The sequence below is a fragment of the Polaribacter irgensii 23-P genome (assembly GCF_000153225.1).
Lineage (GTDB): Bacteria > Bacteroidota > Bacteroidia > Flavobacteriales > Flavobacteriaceae > Polaribacter > Polaribacter irgensii.
This window is the reverse complement of sequence record NZ_CH724148.1, coordinates 140,849-162,508: the sequence shown is the minus strand read 5'-3', so window position 1 is coordinate 162,508 and position 21,660 is coordinate 140,849. Positions and strand designations below refer to the sequence as shown.

The following is a 21,660-nucleotide window of genomic DNA, read 5'->3' as shown; positions in this document are numbered from 1 at the left end:
TAAAGAAAGCGTATTCTGTTTACTCAATAACTGTATTTGTGATAAGGTGTATTCTTTGTTTTTTTGAATTTGTAGAGGTAGTGTTCTATTTTGAAAAAAAAATAGTTCCTAAGAATGCGCACTACTGCATTATAATCAGTGTCGTAGTTTACCTTCGCAACTCCTTTATTTAATTTTTTTTACCGGTTTGTTGTGATTTCAACTTACCCTAGTAGAATTTCCACCTCAATTAATTTTGTCAGACCTGCCAACACCTTTTTTCGCTTTTAACAGCGCCTTGTCGTTTTCATTTTTAAAATATAGCGATTACATTCGGAGAACAATTATTAGAGGACAAAACTATTTGAGCATTCGCAAATAAGCAATCTGTACTTGTAGAATTACTATAACAAGTGTATTTATTTGGGCGTTTGTAGAGAAGGATAAATAGTTTTGTTGCTAAAGAATAATATAGGTTTCGTCTAAGAATCTGTAAAATGTAATAGCACAGACACCATCCTTAAAGGAAAGGTATACTTTTGTGTACACCTCTAAATATTTAAAGGTTTTACAACCAAAATTCATGAAGCTAGTTGCTTGGAGGAATTAATGTAAGAGAACTTTCGAAGTTGTCTTTTACAATCACTTGTAATTAATAGTGGTTTAAAAATTCTTTAAAAATGAAAAGAGAATGTGTCAGAATTCATTTTTCCCATATAATAATGGCAATAATACGGTGTAATTGGATTTGTCAAGCAGTTTAAAGATCTTTACTTTACCGCGTTTAATAGCATTGTATGTGCTCTGGGTTCTAATTTATAAATAGAGGTGTTGCGTGTTTTCTGGGATGGAGCGATATCACTGTATTCATAGTAGTTTTTATGGGTAATGCAAAGTTTAAACAGTGTTAAGTATTATTAATATTTCTGCGAAAAATTAGGCTTCTGAAGTCTCAAAGGTTTAACTGATTTTTTTTTGTTTATTAGAAGAAGTTCAAAATATTTTAAATACAAAGAAATGTCAGCGAAAAAATAGTCTTTAGTTTGGAAGTAGGAGTTTTGGAGACTAAGATAACTGTCCAAATAGAAGACAACAGAGTTTAATTAATTACAAAGTAGATTCATTAGCTCTTTTAGTTTTTACGCCAAAAGAATGGGGTGAATAAAATAAGAACAGTAAATAATTCAAGTCTTCCAATCAACATTAAAAAAGAACAAAACCATTTTGCGGAGTTTGATAAATGCGCAAAATTATCTACGGGACTTACAGATCCAATTGCAGGTCCAATGTTTCCTAAGGAGGAAGCGGAAGCGCCCAAAGCAGATAAAAAGTCCAAGCCAAACAAGGTCAATATTACAGAAGAAATAATAAAAATTAACATGTAGATAATAAAGAAAGATAAAATGTTAAAAACGATTGTTTGGTGCACCGTTTTTCCATCATATCGCACCGGGATAATTGCATTAGGGTGCAAGGCCTTTTTAAATTCTAAGAAACTATTTTTCAGCATGATAATATGTCGCACCACTTTTACACCACCACTTGTAGAACCTGCGGACCCACCTGTAAAGAACAAGGCAAAGAAAATACCTGTTGCAAAGAAGTTCCACATGGTGAAATCTGCAGAGACAAAGCCAGTCGTGGTGACAATGGAGGTTACCATAAACAAAGCGTGCCTAATGGCACTTTCCGTTTCTCCAAATACTTTTGGATCTGTTAAAATACTTTCTAAATTGGGGTCTTGAAAAAAGAGAATCAGCAAGGCAACTGTAGCAGAGACTCCTAGAATACCGAATAAATAGTACCGAAACTCTTCGCTCTTAAAGACCTTTTGAACCTTTCCCTTTAAGGCAAAATAAGTGAGCACGAAATTAGTGCCGGCAACAAACATAAAAAATATAATAATGTATTGAATTAGGGGGGTGCTGTTGTAATGTGCAATACTGTCTGATTTTGTAGAAAATCCTCCAGTACTCATGGTTGCCATGGCATGGTTTAATGCATCAAACCAAGTCATACCAGCAAATTTTAATAATAAAAATTCAACTAGCGTTAATATAACATAAATCAAGTACAATCTTTTGGCTGTGTCTGTTATTCTTGGGTGCAATTTATCTGCAGAAGGTCCCGGGGCTTCGGCCATAAAAAGTTGCATACCTCCGATACCTAAAAGAGGTAAAATAGCAATGGTAAGTACAATAATTCCCATGCCACCAATCCAATGTGTAGCGCTTCTCCAGAATAAAATTCCTTTTGGCATGTTTTCGATATCTGTTAAGATCGATGAGCCTGTTGTAGAATATCCAGAGATGGTTTCAAAGAAAGCATCGGAAATGTTCGGAATCGCTCCAGAAAGCAAATAGGGGAGCATTCCCGTGAATGATAAGGTGAGCCACCCAAGGGTAACAATGAGATAGCCCTCTTTTTTTTGAATATTTGTAGTGGCAGGCTTGTTTAAAAAATAGAGTAAAATACCAGTAAAAACAGTTATAATAGCAGCATTCAAAATTCCCCATTTTTCAGGTTCATTGTGATACAGACTGAAAGGGACGGCTAAAAACATAAACAGCCCGTTAATTATCGCAGTAATTCCTAAAAAACGGTAAATTATTTTTGTGTTTAAAGTTCCCATTTTATCTAAACAGACTTTCTACAGTGTTGATCGCTTCCGGCAAACAAAATACAATTACTTTATCTCCACTTTGTATTTGCATTTCGCCAAAAGACATGTATGGTTTTCCATCCCTAATAATACCGCCGAAAACGGCTTCTCTCGGAAAGTTTAAGTCTTTAATTGGTTTTTCTGTTACTTTGGCATTTGGCTGTACTTCAAACTCGAAAACTTCTGCATCTATATTGTGTAAATTTGCAAGTGCTAGAATTTCACCCTTTCTAATATGCCTTAAAATATTACTTGCGGCAATTAGTTTCTTGTTAATTAGAGATTCAATTCCAATAGTTTGAGAAATATCAATATAATCCATATTTTCTACCAAAGCAATCGTTTTTTTAACTCCTTTAGATTTTGCAACCAAGCAAGACATAATATTTGTTTCAGAATTATTAGTTACTGCAATAAATGCATCCGTTTCTCTGATATTTTCTTCTTCTAGTAATTCTAAATCAGTACCATCACCGTTAATTACCAATACGTTCTCTAATTCTTCTGCAAGATTTTCTGCTTTCTCTTTATTTTTTTCTATCAATTTAATTTTAAAGCCCTCCTGGCACAAATTTCGTGCTGTCTTTTCTCCGATACTACTTCCACCAAGAATAATTACATTTTTTATGTCAAATTTTTTCTTTCCGATAATAGGGTACAAGTCTTTCATGTTGTAGCTAGGAACAGAAAAATAAACTTGGTCATTTACTTGATAGGTAGTGTCTCCCCTTGGAATAATAGTTTGAGAAATGTTCTCTCTTTTTATAGCAATGGTGATAAAATCGATAGCACTAAATTTTTGTTTTGCTTCCTTCACCGTCAAATTTACTAAAGGAGATTTGTAGCTAAGTGAAGTTCCCATCACGTTGAACAATCCTTTTTCAAATTCTACTGTATCGTTAAAAGAGGATTGATTTAACAGCATTTTTATTTCACTTGCTGCTAATTCTTGTGGAGAGATCATAAAGTCCAAACCAAACTGTTTAAAATCTACTTCGCAGTCATTTAAAAACTCAGGATTGTCTATTCTAGCAATGGTTTTTTTTACACCTAGTGCTTTGCCAATAACAGCAATTGTAAAGTTGGTGTTTTGGCTTTCAGTAACCGCAATTAATAAGTCCGCAGAATCAATACCAATCTCTTTTAATAGCTTTATCGAAGTGGCATCTCCTTTTTTGGTGATTACATCTAGATGGCTATTGAGGTAGTTTAATTTTTCGCCATCAAAATCTATAATATAGGTGTCTTGAGATTCATACGAAAGTAGTTTTGCTAAATGAAAGCCAACATCTCCTGCACCTGCTATAATAATCTTCATGTGTAAAAATAGATAGAATATAAGCGACAAAGATACGAAAGTCTGCAAACTAATTTTTAAAAATTGATGTTTCCTTTAACTTTCGGTCTTTTCTAAACTGGAGCATCTTGTTACTTGCAGGCTGTTTTGTACATTTATAAAAAACAGTCATGGAAAAGTTGACAATTAAGTCTTGGGCTTTAGACGACAGACCGAGAGAAAAGTTAGTAGCAAAAGGAAGAAATGCACTTTCGGATGCTGAACTTATCGCGATATTAATTGGCTCTGGAAATCGAGAGGAAACTGCAGTAGCTTTGTCTAAAAGGATTTTAAAGACAGTAAACGGTAATTTAAATGCACTTGCTAAATTATCGGTAGAAAAACTAACAGCCTTTAAAGGTATTGGATTGGCAAAAGCGATTAGTATTATTACCGCTTTAGAATTAGGAAAAAGAAAGCAGTTAGAAATTGCTTTAGAAAGGCCAAAGATTACAGGTAGTGCTGATGTTGCAAATACCATGCAATCCATTATTGGTCATCTTGAACATGAAGAATTTTGGGTGATTTATCTTAATAATTCGAATAAGGTAGTTGCAAAGGGACAAATTAGTAAAGGTGGATTAACAGCAACTTTGGTAGATGTGCGATTGGTTTTTAAAAGAGCTTTAGAATTGGCGTCTGTGGGCATTATCGTATGTCACAACCATCCCTCAGGTAAATTGCAGCCAAGTGCAGCCGATAAGCAGTTGACTTTAAAAATTAAAGAAGCAGGAATTACTTTAGATATTAAACTTTTAGATCATTTAATAATTACGGAAAAAGCTTATTTTAGCTTTGCGGACGAAGGATTGTTGTAAAAACTAGTGCCTGAAATTAGTAATTCGTAAGAAAAGCGTTTCCCAACATTTTTGCGATTACATTTGATTATGAAATACTGAATATTAAAAACATGATTTTAGTTTATACACATAAAATTACACCTCGAATACGGTATATATTTAAACACATACTTACTAGAACACTTTTGATTCCTGTCGGATTTACATCAAAAGTAGCGGAGTTTGTGGCACACAATGGACCAAAATTAAGCTATACAAAAAGTCCTTTGGGCAATGAGTTTTTTATAAAAAGCAACGATTTATTATTTGAGCAGGGTGTAAATTTTTTGGATATTAATATTCAAAGTTGGGAAGATGTTCCCTGTTTTTTTGCAACAGGAAGTCAAGCGACCGTACCGTATGATATTTTTGCAGCAAGCTTTTATTTAATTTCACGTTATGAAGAATATTTACCACATGTTAAAGATGCACATGGACGATACACCGCTTCAGAAAGTTTGGCATTCAAGAACGGATTTTTAGAAAAACCGGTAATTGATATTTGGGCATTTAAGCTTTTAGGGCGTTTGAAAGAAAAATTTCCAGACTTTACCTACAACAAAAGGACTTACAAATATATATCTACCATAGATATTGACAATGCATTCGCTTACAAGCACAAGAATTTCATCAGAACATTGGGAGGGTTTGTAAATGATTTAATTCGGATACGCCTTCTAGATGTTTGGTATCGTTTCACGGTTATCTTAAACATTAAAAAAGACCCTTTTGATACTTTTCAGCGGATATTGCGTGTTAAAAACATGGCGGAGATCCAAACTATATTCTTCTGCTCTGTTGGTGATTATACGACATTTGACACCAATGTTTCTGCTTCGAAAAATAAATATAGATTGCTTATTAAGGAACTGGTAGATTATGCAGATGTAGGTTTGCATCCCTCTTATTTTGCAATGCAGAATGGCGCGCTTTTAAAGAAGGAAAAAGAACGATTAGAAAGCATTACGAATACGCCAGTAACCAAATCTAGACAGCATTACTTACGTTTTAGCTTGCCAGAAACTTATCAGCAATTAATCGATTTAGAGATTCTTGAAGACCACTCCATGGGGTATGCAAGCCACGTTGGTTTCAGAGCCAGTACTTGTACTCCTTTTTATTTTTATGATTTGGATTTTGAAATTCAAACTCCGCTAAAGATATTTCCTTTTGCTTTAATGGATACCACGCTAAATGATTATTTAAAAAACACTCCAAAACAATCTTTAGGTAAAATTAGAGACTTAAGAAACGAAGTGAAAGCGGTAAATGGTACTTTTATTACCTTGTTTCACAATGAGAGCTTAAGCAACCATTTGCGCTGGAAAGGTTGGAAACGCTTGTATGAATCGATGATAAAAATTGCTTCATCTTAGAATGATCGACTAAATTAAAAGAAAAGATTTAAATGTTGTAAAGTATAACGCTTGTGTTAAGAATTCCAAACACCTTAAGGTTTATGGACATTCTTGGTATTTAGACATTGTTACAGACAATTGGGATGTTTTGGTTTTGAATGATTATTAGGCAGTAATGTTCATTTTTTACAATATTAAATACAGATTTAAATATAGTTAGCGGTCTTATTTCTGTCAGCAGACTTCAATTTATGTAGCCATAAAAATTGATGACTTTTTAATCAAAAAATTCTTAAAGAAAACGCCAAAAAGTATTATTTTTTTCAACGTAAATTTTAGTTTTAAAGCAATGAATTCTTCTATTTCTAGAAAGCAGAATTTTATTTTAGATTTAAATAAAGAATATGTATAAATTTATAAAAACTACAGAAAAGACAGAAAAAAGAGTTTAAGAAAAGCATCTGAAGTAAATTTATCTTTTAGAGATTTTAATAATATAGAAGCTCTTATAAATCTTTAAAAAAACGTTTTTGATTCTCTTAAAATGCCGAAAAAACTACTTCCATAAAAAAAATACGATCATGGAATATTGCGAACAAAATAAATTAGGTTTTGTAAGAAATATTTTTGTTGAAGATAAAACGATGTGCGTTGATTTTTTTTAAAGTATAATTATAGAATTTATTATTTATTTGGAGCTTCATCTAAAGAAGGTGAAAAATACGGAGCTACTACTTTTTTATTAGATTCCGTTACAAGAGAGTATGCAAATACAAACACAGTTTTAGATTTTAAGGGTTCTACAGTGCCAAGCATTGCTAGTTTTTATAAAAGTTTTGGTAGTAAATTAATTCATTATATAAATTATAAATCAAATGCGATTAAAAGAATTTTTCTTTAAAACAGCGTTTTTATATAAACCAATTCCTGTCGGTTCCTTTATGAAACTAGCAAAAAAAAAGTAATATTTCCCTTTTATCATTTTGTTGAAGGCCGCGAAAATAATTTAATAAACAACATTTATCGATCAAAAACATAAGAGGAATTGATAGAAGATATTAAGTTTTTAAAAAGACATTTACCTCTTTGTCAATTAATGACTTAAAATCAGAAAAAAAACAAAACAAATAATTTTGGGTTCTTTCTTTCTTTCTTTCTTTCTTTCTTTTGACGATGGTTGGTCAAATTTTTATAAGGTACTTGCACCTATTTTAAGAGAAGAAAAAGTATTTGCAATTAATTTTTTAAATGCTAGCTTTATTGAGAAGAAAGATTTGTTTTATAGATATAAAGTCAATTTATTAATGCTCTTCAACAAAAAAACATTTCAAAAGACAAAAAAAAGCTATCAAAGATTTATTTAAACTAGATGCTTAGAATACAAAAAAAGTTTGTATTTTTTTTTAAGAAGTATCTATATAAAATGTGCGTGCTTTGAATGATTTAGAGTTAATTTTAGGAGTTATATTTTCTAATTTTTAAAACCCAAAAATCTTATTTAAATAAAAGCCAAATTTTAGAGTTAATATAACAGGGTTTTTATTTCGGTGCACACAGTAAAACGCATCTAAGGTATTCTTAAATAAGTTCAAAAAATCAATTAATTGAAACGATAGAAAGTATTGAGGAAATAAAAAGTCAATTTAATTTAGAAAATAATTATTTTGCATTTCCTTTTTTAGATAAAGGAGTAACGAAAGAGTTTTTCTAAATTATGAATTCATAAGGAATTGTAACTTTCGGCACTTGTGGTTTAAAAGATGAAGAAAATTGCTCAAGCTTTCCAAGAATTCAAATGAAATACAACACTGTTTATTCGGCTGAAGTTATTATTAAAGGTGAGCTAGTTTATTAAATTTTAAAAAGAATGCTTGGAAAATACAAATTAAAAAGAAAATAAAATTAGTCCAATTTAGATATTAAGATTTTAAAAAACCTTTGAACTTTTTAGCTACTTTTTTATTAAAATAATTTCAGAAAATTTTCTTTGTACGCATCTTTCTCTTTAATCCTTTTACACGGGTTGCCCAAAGCTAGAGAGTTGTATGGAATATCTTTGGTAACGACTGAATTAGCCCCAATAATTACATTGTTTCCAATGTTAACTTCTGGTAAAATTTTACTGTTTGCGCCAATCCAAACATTATTTCCAACTGTAATAGGTTTACTTTTATTGTATTGCTAAAGTTGTTGCTTTTGTGGTTTGCAGGAATAATAGCAACTCCTGGTTCCAACTTATATTTGATCCAAAGGTTATTCCATTCGTTGCTTGTATGTAATTGTTTAAATTGTTGCTTGGGTTACATAAAATACCCTTTGTAATATTTTCTGGTGCAATAACTTTGGAGGTAAAATGAGCAGGCCATCTTACTTTTGGGTTTAGCCTAAATAATTTTTGAGGCAGTAAATAGTGAAAAAATAAAATATACTATTTTTGGATTTCATATTTTGGACGGTGATATTCTGGATACATCCAATTAATAATCTGCCCAAAAACCCAAAAATCTAATTTATTGAACATTGTTTTGTGAGATAAATTTTAAGTGATTTAAAAAATAAGGCAGTAGTAAAAGAAGGCCTAATCCACCAAAAACAGCTAAAATAAAAATTGCAATAGCTATATTATTGTATTGATATTCAAAATAAATAGCACTCAGGTTAATAATAAATAGATAAATATTAAAAGTTAAACTCTGGTTGTTTTTATCTAAAATTACTATTAAATTACTGATTGGGTTAAAAGAACTCCATGCAAGTATAAGGATAGACAGGATTAATGAATAAGACCTTAGGTGGGTCCATTTATTATAAAAAATAGATTTTTAAATGCTCATGCCAAGGGTAATTATCAACACTAAACAGGCTGAAATCACGAGTAAATTAATCCGAACAATTTTTTTGGTTAATTTGAAGCGTTTAGTTTTGTTCTCTTTTAAAAGTTTTGATGATTTTTTTAAGAAAAAACATTAGCGATAGAAGATGATATTAAAGATAATGAGGTTCCAAGAATTTTAAGACTAAAAAAATAGACACCAGCTTCTTTAGCTCTAAAAAACGTGAGGATTAAAATGGACATTAAATTATTAGTTGAACTATTGATTACGTTAGAGGGGAGTAAATGTTTTACAGTTGAAATATTTTGTTTTAACCCTTTATTAATATTTTCAAAGTTTATTTTTGAAAGCACATTACTATTTTCAAAAATATTAAAAATTGTGAGATTAAAAAACCAACGATTAAACCGAATGTATTGAAGTAAAGAAAAAGTAAAAATTGGCAACTAATATTACTAATGGTTAAAATATTTTCGAATTAGAAAGTATTAGAAAATTCTTTTAAAAGCGAAAAAATTTTCATGTAGGACAATAAGTCCAACGAATGAAGATCCTAAAAAGAAAGAATTACAAAGCCTACGCTTAATTTATTTTCATAAAAAATTAGTTGAAAACACAAATAATAAAGTGAAAATTAAAAAACTCAAAACGATGGTTAATCCCATTAAAAAATTGAACCAGTTCACACTTTATTTTTCACTTTTTGAGAGTACAATACATTTGTTTAATTGCAGAGTTGCTATTATAGACACATACTAATTAGGCTAATAAAAATCCAAATAGTCCGTATGCTTCCGCCCCATATAATTTTGCAATAAAAATAGCACCAATAATTCCAATAATTTGTGCGATTGCTGTTTCTCTAAACATTACTAGAATATTTTTACAAAAGGAAGATTTTGCGATTTTATACACGGAAATATTTAATGGACTGAATGAAACAAATATAACGTAGAAACTCTTTTTTTAGTATTAAAATTTCTATTTTTATGCCAATGAAAATAGAACACATTTTTTTTGACTTGGATCACACTTTATGGGATTTTGAAAAGAATTCTGCATTGACTTTTAATAAAATATTTTTAGAGAATAAAATCAATCTTGAGATTGATGATTTTTTAAAAGTATACGTTCCACTAAACCTAAAGTATTGGAAATTATATCGAAATGAAAAAATTTCGAAAGAAGACCTCCGATATGAAAGGTTGAAAAAGTCCTTTGATGCGATTAGTTATGGTGTTTCTGACGCAATGATAGACAAATTAGCGACAGAATACATGGATAATTTGTCAAGTTTCAACCACCTTTTTGAGGGTGCTATAGAGCTTTTAGACTACCTGAAAGAAAAGTATACTTTGCATATAATTACCAATGGATTTGAAGAAATTCAGAGTAAAAAAATGATTAATTCTAAATTGTATCCTTATTTTGAGCAAATAATTACTTCTGAATCAGTGGGTGTAAAAAAGCCGGATTCCCGCGTTTTTAACTTTGCGCTGAAAGTTTCAAAAGCAACAAAAGAAAATTCGATAATGATTGGTGATAGTCTAGAGGCAGATATTCATGGAGCGTTAAGAGTAGGGATGCAGGCAATTCATTGTGTTTTTGATGAAGCTACTCCAACAGATAAAAGCATTACCACTGTCACGAGTTTACTAGAAATTAAACGATATCTCTGATTCAATTCTAGCTGTTTTTTAACTTTTCTAACACGGAATTTCTTAAAAGTTCGGTTCGACATTATGGTATCCAAACTTTGTTGTAGTTTTTACGAAGTATACTAAAAGTATAAAAGTAAAAGTCTAAAGTAATGCCCTAAGGAGCTCTTCTTATGAGTGTGATTATGGTTCTCAAGTATTGAGACGTATTACTGTCATACTCTATAATAGATCGTTTTCAAAAAACAGTCAAAATTGCTCGAATTTAGGATATCTAGTAAAATAAACATCCTGATTGAATGAGCGTTGAAAAAAGAAGCTTTGAGATATTGATATAAACGGTTAAAATAATTTTTTCTTTTAGTAGAGCGGTTTCTTTGTAATTAGTAGTTAGCGATGTTCAAACCATAGTTTAGCAGCCTGCTTTTACTCTTGTTTTCTTGAGAGTATTTTGCAGAATCTATTGGTTTTGAAAGTATATTTTAAGCTGCATGTATTCGCATGTGGGCATTCAATTGGATACTTCTTTAAAGACTTAGAATATAAACTCTTCTAGACTTATTGAGAATATGACTAAATTATAAGATATTTGTCTATTCATTATTGTTTCTTTACAACTCAATTTCCATCTTATTTCAATTAAAATGAAAAATATCTTTATATTTTTATGTGTATTAATTTCTTTTTATTCAGCGTTAGGTCAAGAGCGTAAAGTGGAGAACTATAAATATATTATCGTTCCTAATAAGCTCGATTTTTTTAATGAGATTGATCAATATCAAACAAGCTCACTTCTTCAATTTTTATTACAGAAAAATGGTTTTACGGTAATTTTAGATTCAGAACAGTATCCGTTAGAACTTAGAGCAGATCTATGTAAAGCATTAACTGCAAATATTATAAAGGAGGCGTCTCTGTTTAAAACGAGTATCCATCTCGAATTAAAAGATTGTTTTAATCAGGTAGTTTATACTTCTAATGAGGGTACAAGTAGATTAAAGGATTATAAAAAAAGTTACCAGGCAGCGATGAGAAATTTGCACAGCACTATGGGGGCTGTTACATACAAACCCAAAATAACAATAGAGCGACTTATAATATCGAAAGATGCGGACATAGATAGTATTGAAAGTAAGGATACAAGAACTATTTTGTCTCCACAAATTATAGAGAACGGTTATCAATTATTGAATGCGGATGCAAAAATTATTTTCGACGTTTTAAACACCAGTCTTCCAAATATTTTTGTTGTTAAAGATCGAAATGGGATACTTTACAAAAAAGGGGCATACTGGCTTTTGGAATACTTTGAGGGAGATAAAAGGATTATAGAGCAGTTTACAATTCATTTTGTTGAAGAAGATCATTAAGCGCTAATACCCATACTTATTTTTCCATCGATTTTTTAACACCTCTTTAAATTGTTGTTCTCTAGGGTTTTTTCCCGGGGTATAAATTTTATTACCAGAGAGCGTTTTAGGTAAAAATTCTTGTGCTACAAAACTGTTTGGATAGTCATGGGAGTATTTGTAATCTGCACCATAGTCCAAATCTTTCATGAGTTTTGTTGGTGCGTTTCTTAAATTTAGAGGCACAGACAAATCGCCAGTTTCTTGCACTAGCTTTTGCGCTGCACCAATTGCTAAATAGGAGGCATTACTTTTGGCAGAATTTGATAGGTAAATAGCGCATTGGCTTAATATAATCCTCGACTCAGGATTTCCTACGATTGCCACTGCTTGAAACGTGTTGTTGGCCATTATTAAGGCTGTTGGATTTGCATTTCCAATATCCTCAGAGGCTAAAATTAACATCCTCCTTGCAATAAACTTGACATCTTCGCCGCCTTCAATCATTCTTGCCAACCAATATACAGCTGCATTTGGATCACTACCACGAATTGATTTTATGAAAGCAGAAACAATGTCATAGTGTTGTGGCCCTGATTTATCATATCGCGCAGTATTTTTTTGAATTTTTGACAAGACTAATTCGTTTGTAATCACAACTTCGTCATCAACAGAAACTAACAGTTCAAAGATATTTAATAATTTACGAGCGTCTCCTCCCGATACTTGTAATAGGGCCTCTGTTTCTTTTAATATAATTTTTTTTGAAGATAGAAAAGCGTCTTTTTCCATTGCCCTGTGCAATAAAGCGATCAATTCTTCTTTGTCAAACGAGTTTAGAATATAAATTTGACATCTAGAGAGTAGGGCAGGTATTACTTCGAAACTGGGGTTTTCTGTGGTGGCGCCGATGAGTGTAACCCATCCTTTCTCTACCGCACCTAGCAATGAATCTTGCTGAGATTTACTAAATCGGTGTATTTCGTCGATAAATAATATTGGGTTTTTTGCGGTGAATAGACCACCACTTTTTTTTGCTTTTTCGATGACATCTCTTACATCTTTTACACCAGAGCTAATAGCACTTAATGTGTAAAATGGCCTATTAGAAGTTGTGGCTATGATATTGGCTAGGGTGGTTTTGCCAATTCCAGGAGGACCCCACAAAATTAAGGAAGGAATAATTCCTTGCTTGATGAGCTTAGTTAAAATTCCGTTTTCACCAACTAAATGTTGCTGACTTACATAATCTTCTAGTGTTTTTGGTCTAATTCTTTCTGCCAAAGGTTCATTCATACTACAAAAATAATAAAGTTTTATGACAGAAGTCGTTGTTTTTTAATTTGGTAACATATTTGTTACTATTGGAGTAATGAAAGAGAATGTTCAATTAAAAATCACAAAAGGTATTTTTCTTGTTCCCATCGTATTTGTTTTGGGTATTTGGTTCATATACTGGGTTGAAATTTATTTCAGCTTCAACTTTAATAAATATGGAGTTTTTCCTCGTGATTTATTAGGGCTGAGAGGCGTTTTTTTAACCCATTTTATACACAGTGACACCAAGCATCTTTTGAATAATTCGATTCCTTTATTTGTACTGCTTTTAAGTTTATTTTATTTTTACAAAGGGATTGCGTATCAAGTTCTCTTGTATGGAGCCATTGCGTCAGGGTTTTTAACGTGGGTTTTCGCCAGAGAATCTTACCATATTGGGGCTAGTGGAATTGTGTACTTATTATTTAGTTTTATTTTTTTTAGTGGAATGATTCGAAAACATTATCGTTTAGTAGCGGTATCCCTAATTGTTATATTTCTTTATGGGAGTATGATTTGGTATGTTTTTCCCATCAAAGATGGAATGTCTTGGGAAGGGCACTTGTCTGGTTTATTGGTAGGCCTGTCCTGTGCTATATTTTATAGAAAAAAAGGATTGGTTCAGGAGGAGCACCAATATACGCAAACCGAGTTTGATCTTTTATTTGATGAAAAAGGGAACTATGTACCAAAAGACATTGAAAAAGAGTCAAATGCTGTGTCAAAGTAAGTTTTTTACTTTTTAGTTATTGAAATTCTTTGTCTAATTGTTTCATATAGAAAAGCGCCACAGGCAACAGATACGTTTAATGAAGCAATATCACCCAATATCGGTAATTTCGCTTTATAGTCAACCATTTTGAGGATAGAAGGATTTATACCACGCTGTTCAGAACCCATGACAATGGCAATGGGTTGATTTAAATTAATGTCATAGAGTACATCTTCTGTTTTTTCAGTAGCCGCCACTGTTTTAATTTCAGCTGCTTGAAGGATGTACAACGCATCTTTTATATGATCTACTTTACAGATGGGTATTTTAAAGGCAGCACCTGCAGACGTTTTTATGGTTTCTGCATTTACAGGAGCACTTCCATCTTTTTGAATAATGATACCATTCACACCTGTGCATTCTGCAGTTCTTATAATCGCTCCAAAATTACGAACATCAGAAAGTTGGTCTAACAAAAGAAAGAGGGGAACTTTATTGCTCTCTAGCGTCTTTTCAATTAGCTCTTCTAAATCATAAAACTCTACTGGAGATATTTGGGCAACGGCACCTTGATGATTTCCATTTTTAGACAGACGATTTAATTTCTCTATGGGAACTAGGCTTGTAGTGATTCCTTTTTCTTTAATCAATTGATTTAATTCATAAAAAAGAGAACCACGTAATTCTTTTTGAAGGTAAATTTTGTTGAGTGTAGAGCCTGATTCTATCGCTTCTATAATCGCTCTAAGTCCAAAAATATTGGTTGTTTCTTTCGTATCTTCTGTCATATTGCAAATGTATGTTAATTTGCGATTATAAAAAAGTAGCAGAAATCATTTTATAGCGAGATTTCTTGTTTTTAGATTATAGATGTCTGTATATGCGTATGTACGTTATCATGTAGGTTGCTCTTTTTCGCCTTGCTTTAGTATTCTATTTTGAATTGAGATCTAAACATTGCTAATCTAACGATAGTAGCGCCTATTTTTTTTTAAGAATCTTTGATTGCTTATTTTTTATTATTTGCACTTTCTTCTCTTTTAATAGATATTGGTGGTTCCATTCAATTTAATAGGATAGAGAAGGTCTATTTTTTTTGAGAGATTTCTGCTGTTTTTAATTTGCTATTTATTTTAATATTAGAAAAAAATTTAAACTTAATTTAAAAGGTCCTTGCTTTTGAATTAATGAAAATTGAAAAAAAAAGCTGGAAATCCGTGATGGATTTCCAGCTTTAGCTCATTTGATTCTATAGATGTGTAATCGTATTATGTTTAATTTGCAGCATCCACTTCGGCTAGCGGAATTTGATAAATCATTTTAATGTCTAATGCAGGTATTACAAGATCTGCACCAGGCATAACATCGTTTAATCTTCCATCTTTTCTATTAAGGCCTACGCTATTTCTTGCCATATCAAAGGAAGCTACTCCATCGCCCCAAAGTTCAATTCTTCTATACACAAGAATTTCGTTAACTAAATCTGAACCTGTTTTTGTAGATTTAGTGTAACTAGGATCTCTTAAAGAATTTAGTTCAAATAACACTTGTTGAGCATCGCTATCTTTAGATTGTCTTGCCAGTGCTTCTGCTTTTGTGAGATAAAATTCTGTATTTCTTAGATAGATATAATCTCCTGTAAAAACTCCAGGTCCTCCTTCAGATATAAATTTCAAGCTAGTATATTTTGGTGTTTTGTTGTAATGCGTCCAAGTTCCTGGCACCAATATTACGCCTGGACCATAATCTTGGTCTGCAAACCAAGTCTTTCTCTTATCGGTGTCGGGTATCATATCGTATAAATTAGAGTTTCCTTCTTTAAAATGATTCCACCCACTATACCCGTCATTAATTTGACTCATGTGAGAAAAGAAAGAAGCGTATACTTCAGTAGTTTGGGCTGTAACTTCAGATCCCCATATAACTTCTGATAATGCTAATTCGTCAAAGCCGTGCTGTACATCATTGCTTATACTTCCAGCCGCCATTGCTATACTTGCATATTTTTCAGCTTCACTCCAATCTTCATAGGTTAGGTAATATCGAGCCAAGTATGCAGCTACAACATCTGCATTTATTTCTTGTTTTGAAAGTCTGTCAAATGTTTTTAATCCATTGTAGGCTAATGTTAAATCGTCCAAGATTAGCTTTTTTACTTCACCTACTGTAGATTTTTCTTGACCTACAAAGTCACCAAAATCAATGGGTATTGCCAATTCAGAATCAGCAGCTTTGGTGTGTTGATAAATTCTGATCAAATAGAAATACGCAATCGCTCTATATGTATAAGCTTTGTATTTAAAGTTTAGTGCTTCCTCAGGAGCGTTATCTGGTATTGTATTAATAATTCCATTTGCATTGTTGATGACTTTGTAGAAGAACTCCCAAATAAATTCGTTACTTCCAGATGTCAAAATAATATTGTCATAATTACTGTAACTACCAAAGTGGGTATTTCTACTCATGTCCATGTCATTACCTCTTAAATCCATACCAAGATCTACCGCTTTTAAACCAAATCCAGCAGTAGCGCTTGTTCCATCTCTTAAATAGGATAAAATTGCACCGTCTAAAGCTTCAAGGCCAATTGTTCCACCGGCACTGGCATTTGCTTCGGCATGAGATGCGCTTAGAAATCTTTCATCCTCAAAGTCTCTATTAAATTCAGCACAAGAGATAAAAAGTATTGTTGAAATAAACAAGACAAAATATTTGTCTAGATGCATATTTAAGTTTTTTATTTGTTTCATAATTAGTTTAATTAAGATTTATATTTAGACCAAAAGCAATTGTTCTATTTGCGCCGTATTCAGCAGAAGAAGATCCTACTGAATTTAAACGAGGGTCATATCCCTGTCTTGCGCTGTAAAGTAACATTGCGTTACTCACAGTTCCATAGAAACGAATGCTATCGATGTGGTATTTTTTAACAGCCTCATTTTGGAATAGATACCCCAAGTTAATGTTGCTTAAACTTAGGTAACTTAGATCTACTAAATAAAGATCTGAAATCCTGTATTGATCATTGCGCAAAGGATCAATTCTTGGCAATTGAGCAGTAGGGTTGTCAACGGTCCATGTTTGGTCATAATCTGCGAAATTTTTGACATTATTTCTTTGATCATATAGACCAAAATATTCGTTATCAACACCGTATCCTCCCAGTTGATATGCGAACTGTAGTCCTAATGAAAAATTACCTACCTGTATATTTGTTCCAAATCCACCTGTAATTGTAGGAATCGCTTGTTTATCAAGAAAGACTCTACCATTTTCAATAGCCTCAGCGTAATCTTCTGTGATGATCTGTTCACCTGTAGTAGCATCTTTCGTAAAATATTGTGCATTTCCATTTTCTTGATTTACACCTGCGGATTTAACCATGAAATAATCAAAGAGACTTTTACCGACAACTCTTCGAAAGTTACCTGCAGGTATAGAGTCTCTAGGAAGCTCGGTAATTTCATTTTTAAGTGTGGAAAGATTTGCATTTATATTAATGTTAAAATTTTCTTTTTTTACGGCATCCCAAGAAACTTCAGCTTCTAATCCGCTATTGACCATAGATCCAAAATTTTCTGGACTAGAGGCTTGACCTGTAGATAATTGTAATGGATTATTAAATAGTAGGTCTTCTGAATTTTTTCTGTAATACCCTAGAGATACGTTTAAGCGATTAAATAAACTCATTTCATAAGCAACATCGAAGCTGGCTGCTTTTTCCCAAGTAATGTTTTTATTTCCTAAACTAAATAAGGTTTGAGTTAACTCTCCATTATTTTCACCAATTTGATATTGGTTTTCATAAGCTACAAGATTACGCGCTCCAGAACCTTCATAAAATATTCTATCATTTCCGGTAGTACCGTAATTTACTGCTAATTTGGCGTAGTTTATGACTTTAGAATTTTTCATGAAATTTTCATTACTTAAAATCCATGAAGCTCCTGCAGACCAGAAAGTTCCCCAACGAGAATCTGGGTGAAAAACAGAAGACGCATCGTATCTTGCAGTTAAGTTTAAAAAGTAATTATTATCTAATCCGTAAATAAACCGAGAGAAATAACCTTCGGTGGTGTATTTGGTATTATAATTACTGCCTGATACATACACAGAGGTGTTGTCCAGTACTGGACTAAAATCTCCAATAAGATTTCTTTTATTTACACCTAAAGTTGTAAACGTTTCTTCGTACACTTCGTGCCCTAAAAGAGCATCAAAGCTATGGCGTCCAAAGTCTTTTTTCCAGGTTAATAACTGTTGGTTTGTAAAAGCTGTAAAATTATTATTATTTACACTTAACAGTCCATTATTTGATTTTGCAAAAGCTCCAGCACCTGGTCTTGTAAAGTCAATTCCTTGGTCTACTTGGGTTAATAGATTGGCTACGTATTCGAACTTAATATCAAAAGGTAGGTCTATTTTGGCTCTTAAAGCTGCATTAAAGTTGTCTCTTTCATTGGTTTCTGTAGTATTTTCTATAACCGCTAGGGGGTGCTCTCCTGGTGCATAGTTTCGGGCATTTCTAGAGGTACCATCTTCAAAAAATTGAGCATTACCAAAATCATAAGCCAAACCACTTGGAGTGTTACTATTCGTGATAGGATTCCAGTTTTCATCATATTTAAAAACTGGATAAATTGGTGCAATTCTGCGAGTCCAAGAAAAAGCATTGTTAAAAGATCCAGTACCGTCACTTGGAACTGACTGACTTTTAGACTTGGCGTAAGATACATCTCCACTTAAAGAGATGATGTTTGCGATATTCTTAGAGTTTACTTTTAAACGAGCAGTATGTCTTTCAAAATTACTACCAACGGTATATCCATTGTCTACTTGTGAACCTAGGGAGAAATAGTAAGTTACATCCTTTGAGCCTCCGGAGATATTAATATTCGTAGATTTAAAACTGGCTGCATTCCTAAATAAGACATCTTCCCATCTATCATTTACTAATAAGTTTGCACTACTATTTAGTTTTCCTGTTAGCGGATCCACTAATGTTTCGTTAGAAACATCATATACGTTATACCCTAATTCATCAATAAGCGAATTGGAAGCAGTTTGTCTTGCCTCACCAATAGTAACAGGTGTGCCTGCTGCTCCTTGTGCGTAAAATTCAGAGTTTGCGAGTATGCTATGATACGACTCATAAAACTCGCCGGTTGTGTTAATTATATTGTAATCTTTAGCTGCTCTTTGAGTAATACCAACTCGGGTATCAATACTAATCTGTGTTTTATTTTTCTTTCCTACTTTTGTAGTAATCATTAGAACTCCATTAGAAGCTTTATTACCATACAATGAAGTAGAAGAAGCATCCTTGAGTACCGTGGTGGAAGCAATATCCTGTGGATTGATGCTGCTCAAACTTCCAGAATAAGGAACACCATCTAAGACAATTAGTGGAGCACTATCTGCATTTATAGATCCAAATCCTCTAATTCTTATGATAGGATCCGCACCTGGTTGCCCGCTAGATTGTATAATTCTTAATCCAGAAGCCAATCCTTCTAAACCTTGAATAGGGTTGGAAAAGGTTGCGTTTTCTAATTGCTCAGCACTAATTACACTCACAGATCCTGTAAGAGATGCTCTTGATTGAGAACCATAAGCTGTCACCACTATTTCATTTAGTATATTATTATCTAAAGTAAGAGTAACGTCAATGATATTTGAGGTACCCACAATTTTCTCTGCAGTTTTATAACCGATATAGCTAAAACTTAAGACTTCACCTTTTTTTGTTTTGATAGTGTACTTACCATCAAAATCAGTTTCAGTGCCTTTTTTGGTTCCTTTTATGACTACACTTACACCCGGTAAACTTCCAGATTCATCTGAAACCGTACCAGAAACTTTTTGTTCTTGTGCAAAGGTCATTTGCACTATTAACGCTAGTAAGAGCGTTAAAACCCCATTAAACTTTGTTCTCATGTTTGTATTTGTTTGAATTAGTGCTGTAAAAATCTTAAAATATTTCTAATAAAACTATTATTTTGTAACTTAATTTTATTAAAAAAACAGCATTAATAAGATTGTCTTGAAAATACGCTAATCAATTAACATTTTTGATGTGAATTTTATTAAAAAAAAACATATAATAGGGATGTGTTTTTCTTTAATTTTAGATTTAATATGACGAAATAGCTGTTAAATGATTTGCTGTTAATTTTTTGAGAAAAAATAATCAATGAAGTGTTGTATACTGGTTTATTTTATTAAAAATTAAATTTATGTAGAAGAGTTTGTAATTGTTTATTTCAATAAAATGCTAGGTTCTTATTCTTCTCAATGGAGAATATTTTTATGGTCTTTCATTTTGCGTTTTTCGCTAGGATTTATCTATTAGTAATAAATTAAAGAGTACTTTTTCTTTATATACGTGTGCATTCAGGTATTGACTTCAGCAGTGTCATCCAACTATTTCTCAAGATATATACCTTTTAGAATCGCATTATAAGGTAAAATACTTTTGCTTACCGATTGCTGTTTTTAATTTTGGAGTATTTTAGGAAGGACGCTTGGGTGCAAATAAGTTTTGTTTCTATTTCTTATTAATTTGTGCAAGTCTTACTGCACGAGAATAATTTTTAGTGCTTTTGTTGTTGGAGTTATCTGTTCGTCTTGTTAAGCACAATTTCTTTAAAATTTGTTTAATTGAAATTTTAGAAAAACATAATTATTATTTAAATTATAATCGTTAAATATATTTTTAATATGCTGTTTTACGTTTTTAGTTTTCTCTTATTTTACAAAATTTTCAAAATTAAGGGTAAAATAATAAGCAAAAAAAACCACCTCTTTTGAGGTGGTTTTAGTTTTACTTGGTAAACAAATTAAAATGTTACTTATTACCCTCTGTAATATTTGGGTTGTCTGTAAGTTCTCTTTGAGGCACCGCAAAAGTTAATTTTGGGTCATCGTAAGCTAAGGTAGATCCTGCTAAGTTTAGGTGATTGCTACCTCTGGTGTTACTTAGTTTTCTTCTTTTCATTAGCAAGTAGCCTTTTCCTTCACCAATAAATTCAATTCTGGTTTGAAAAACAATTTCGTCTACAAGTGCTTGACCAGACAATGCATCTACATATGCATAATCTGCAGCATCGTCGAAGCGGTTGGCCAATACTTCTTTTAGTCTTGTTTTGGCTGCTGCAGCATTGCCTTCAACAGCGCTCATTTCAGCAGACAAGAGATACATCTCAGTAATTCTCATGTACACATAATCGTCTGTCATTGGGGTTTGTCCAAAGTGTACCAAATCTAAATTATAAAATTTTCTCGCAGGGATCAAAGGAGAAGCTCCGACATTAAAACCAGTTTTGGTTGGTTGTCCAAACTGAGATTTTCTGATGTCATTGGCATCGATATTGTCGTAAAGACCTTTGTCAATTCCTCTGAAATTACCTACTGCTTGATAAGAGTAGCTGTAATAATCCATAAATCCGTGCCATGAAACCAATCCTAAACCGTTAGCTACGGTAAGATCAAATCCCCACATCCATCCTGGAGTGCTTAGTTGTGTAAAACCACCGGTAACTTCATCTTTATTCATCATGGTAAACTCACCAGAGGTGATGATTTCATCTGCTAGATTTTTTGCTAGCACATTCTTG

The 21,660-nt window shown here is 32.3% G+C and carries 14 protein-coding genes; 6 read left to right on the top strand and 8 right to left on the bottom strand.

What is annotated here, in order from left to right; all coding sequences use genetic code 11:
* Positions 1 to 1,111: 1,111 nt before the first annotated feature.
* Both PI23P_RS00730 and trkA read right to left on the bottom strand, forming a co-directional pair.
* Positions 1,112 to 2,611, bottom strand: a complete 1,500-nt coding sequence (locus tag PI23P_RS00730) for a TrkH family potassium uptake protein (RefSeq protein ID WP_004568774.1) — start codon at positions 2,609 to 2,611, stop codon at positions 1,112 to 1,114.
* Between the two features lies 1 nt (position 2,612).
* Complete coding sequence (gene trkA / locus PI23P_RS00725) at positions 2,613 to 3,959, bottom strand: Trk system potassium transporter TrkA (RefSeq protein ID WP_004568773.1); 1,347 nt, start codon at positions 3,957 to 3,959, stop codon at positions 2,613 to 2,615.
* A 149-nt stretch (positions 3,960 to 4,108) separates the two neighbouring features.
* Here trkA and radC point away from each other — a divergent pair, with 149 nt between their 5' ends.
* From radC to PI23P_RS12710, 3 genes are all read left to right on the top strand, one after another.
* Complete coding sequence (gene radC, locus PI23P_RS00720) at positions 4,109 to 4,795, top strand: RadC family protein (protein WP_004568772.1); 687 nt, start codon at positions 4,109 to 4,111, stop codon at positions 4,793 to 4,795.
* A gap of 92 nt (positions 4,796 to 4,887) precedes the next feature.
* Positions 4,888 to 6,192, top strand: coding sequence for a polysaccharide deacetylase family protein (locus PI23P_RS00715; RefSeq protein WP_004568771.1), 1,305 nt, complete (start codon positions 4,888 to 4,890; stop codon positions 6,190 to 6,192).
* Positions 6,193 to 7,307: 1,115 nt separating this feature from the next.
* Positions 7,308 to 7,538, top strand: a complete 231-nt coding sequence (locus PI23P_RS12710; RefSeq protein WP_004568768.1) for a polysaccharide deacetylase family protein — start codon at positions 7,308 to 7,310, stop codon at positions 7,536 to 7,538.
* Positions 7,539 to 8,136: 598 nt separating this feature from the next.
* Here PI23P_RS12710 and PI23P_RS12295 read toward each other — a convergent pair.
* Positions 8,137 to 8,334, bottom strand: a complete 198-nt coding sequence (locus PI23P_RS12295; RefSeq protein WP_081439198.1) for a DapH/DapD/GlmU-related protein — start codon at positions 8,332 to 8,334, stop codon at positions 8,137 to 8,139.
* Positions 8,335 to 9,997: 1,663 nt separating this feature from the next.
* Between PI23P_RS12295 and PI23P_RS00695 the strand changes: the two genes are divergently transcribed.
* Both PI23P_RS00695 and PI23P_RS00690 read left to right on the top strand, forming a co-directional pair.
* Entirely contained in the window at positions 9,998 to 10,687 is a 690-nt protein-coding gene (locus PI23P_RS00695) for a YjjG family noncanonical pyrimidine nucleotidase (protein ID WP_004568762.1), read from the top strand.
* Positions 10,688 to 11,310: 623 nt separating this feature from the next.
* Positions 11,311 to 12,036 (top strand): hypothetical protein, encoded by a 726-nt coding sequence (locus PI23P_RS00690; protein ID WP_004568761.1) that lies wholly within the window; start codon positions 11,311 to 11,313, stop codon positions 12,034 to 12,036.
* A gap of 3 nt (positions 12,037 to 12,039) precedes the next feature.
* Here the strand turns inward: PI23P_RS00690 and PI23P_RS00685 are convergent, their stop codons facing one another.
* A complete protein-coding gene (locus PI23P_RS00685; RefSeq protein WP_004568760.1) occupies positions 12,040 to 13,311 on the bottom strand; it encodes a replication-associated recombination protein A in 1,272 nt (423 codons plus the stop codon).
* 76 nt (positions 13,312 to 13,387) lie between these two features.
* Between PI23P_RS00685 and PI23P_RS00680 the strand changes: the two genes are divergently transcribed.
* Positions 13,388 to 14,062, top strand: a complete 675-nt coding sequence (locus PI23P_RS00680) for a rhomboid family intramembrane serine protease (protein ID WP_004568759.1) — start codon at positions 13,388 to 13,390, stop codon at positions 14,060 to 14,062.
* Between the two features lie 5 nt (positions 14,063 to 14,067).
* On the opposite strand, the gene rlmB is transcribed toward PI23P_RS00680, so the two are convergent.
* The 4 genes from rlmB to PI23P_RS00660 form a co-directional block, all read right to left on the bottom strand.
* On the bottom strand, positions 14,068 to 14,832 hold the full coding sequence (gene rlmB, locus PI23P_RS00675) for a 23S rRNA (guanosine(2251)-2'-O)-methyltransferase RlmB (protein WP_004568758.1): 765 nt from the start codon (positions 14,830 to 14,832) through the stop codon (positions 14,068 to 14,070).
* 486 nt (positions 14,833 to 15,318) lie between these two features.
* The gene (locus PI23P_RS00670; protein ID WP_004568757.1) at positions 15,319 to 16,794 is read right to left on the bottom strand and encodes a RagB/SusD family nutrient uptake outer membrane protein; all 1,476 of its coding nucleotides are present in this window, start codon (positions 16,792 to 16,794) and stop codon (positions 15,319 to 15,321) included.
* 7 nt (positions 16,795 to 16,801) lie between these two features.
* Positions 16,802 to 19,981, bottom strand: a complete 3,180-nt coding sequence (locus tag PI23P_RS00665; protein ID WP_004568756.1) for a SusC/RagA family TonB-linked outer membrane protein — start codon at positions 19,979 to 19,981, stop codon at positions 16,802 to 16,804.
* A gap of 910 nt (positions 19,982 to 20,891) precedes the next feature.
* Positions 20,892 to 21,660 (bottom strand): RagB/SusD family nutrient uptake outer membrane protein (locus PI23P_RS00660; protein ID WP_004568755.1); only part of this gene is annotated, 769 nt, incomplete at its 5' end.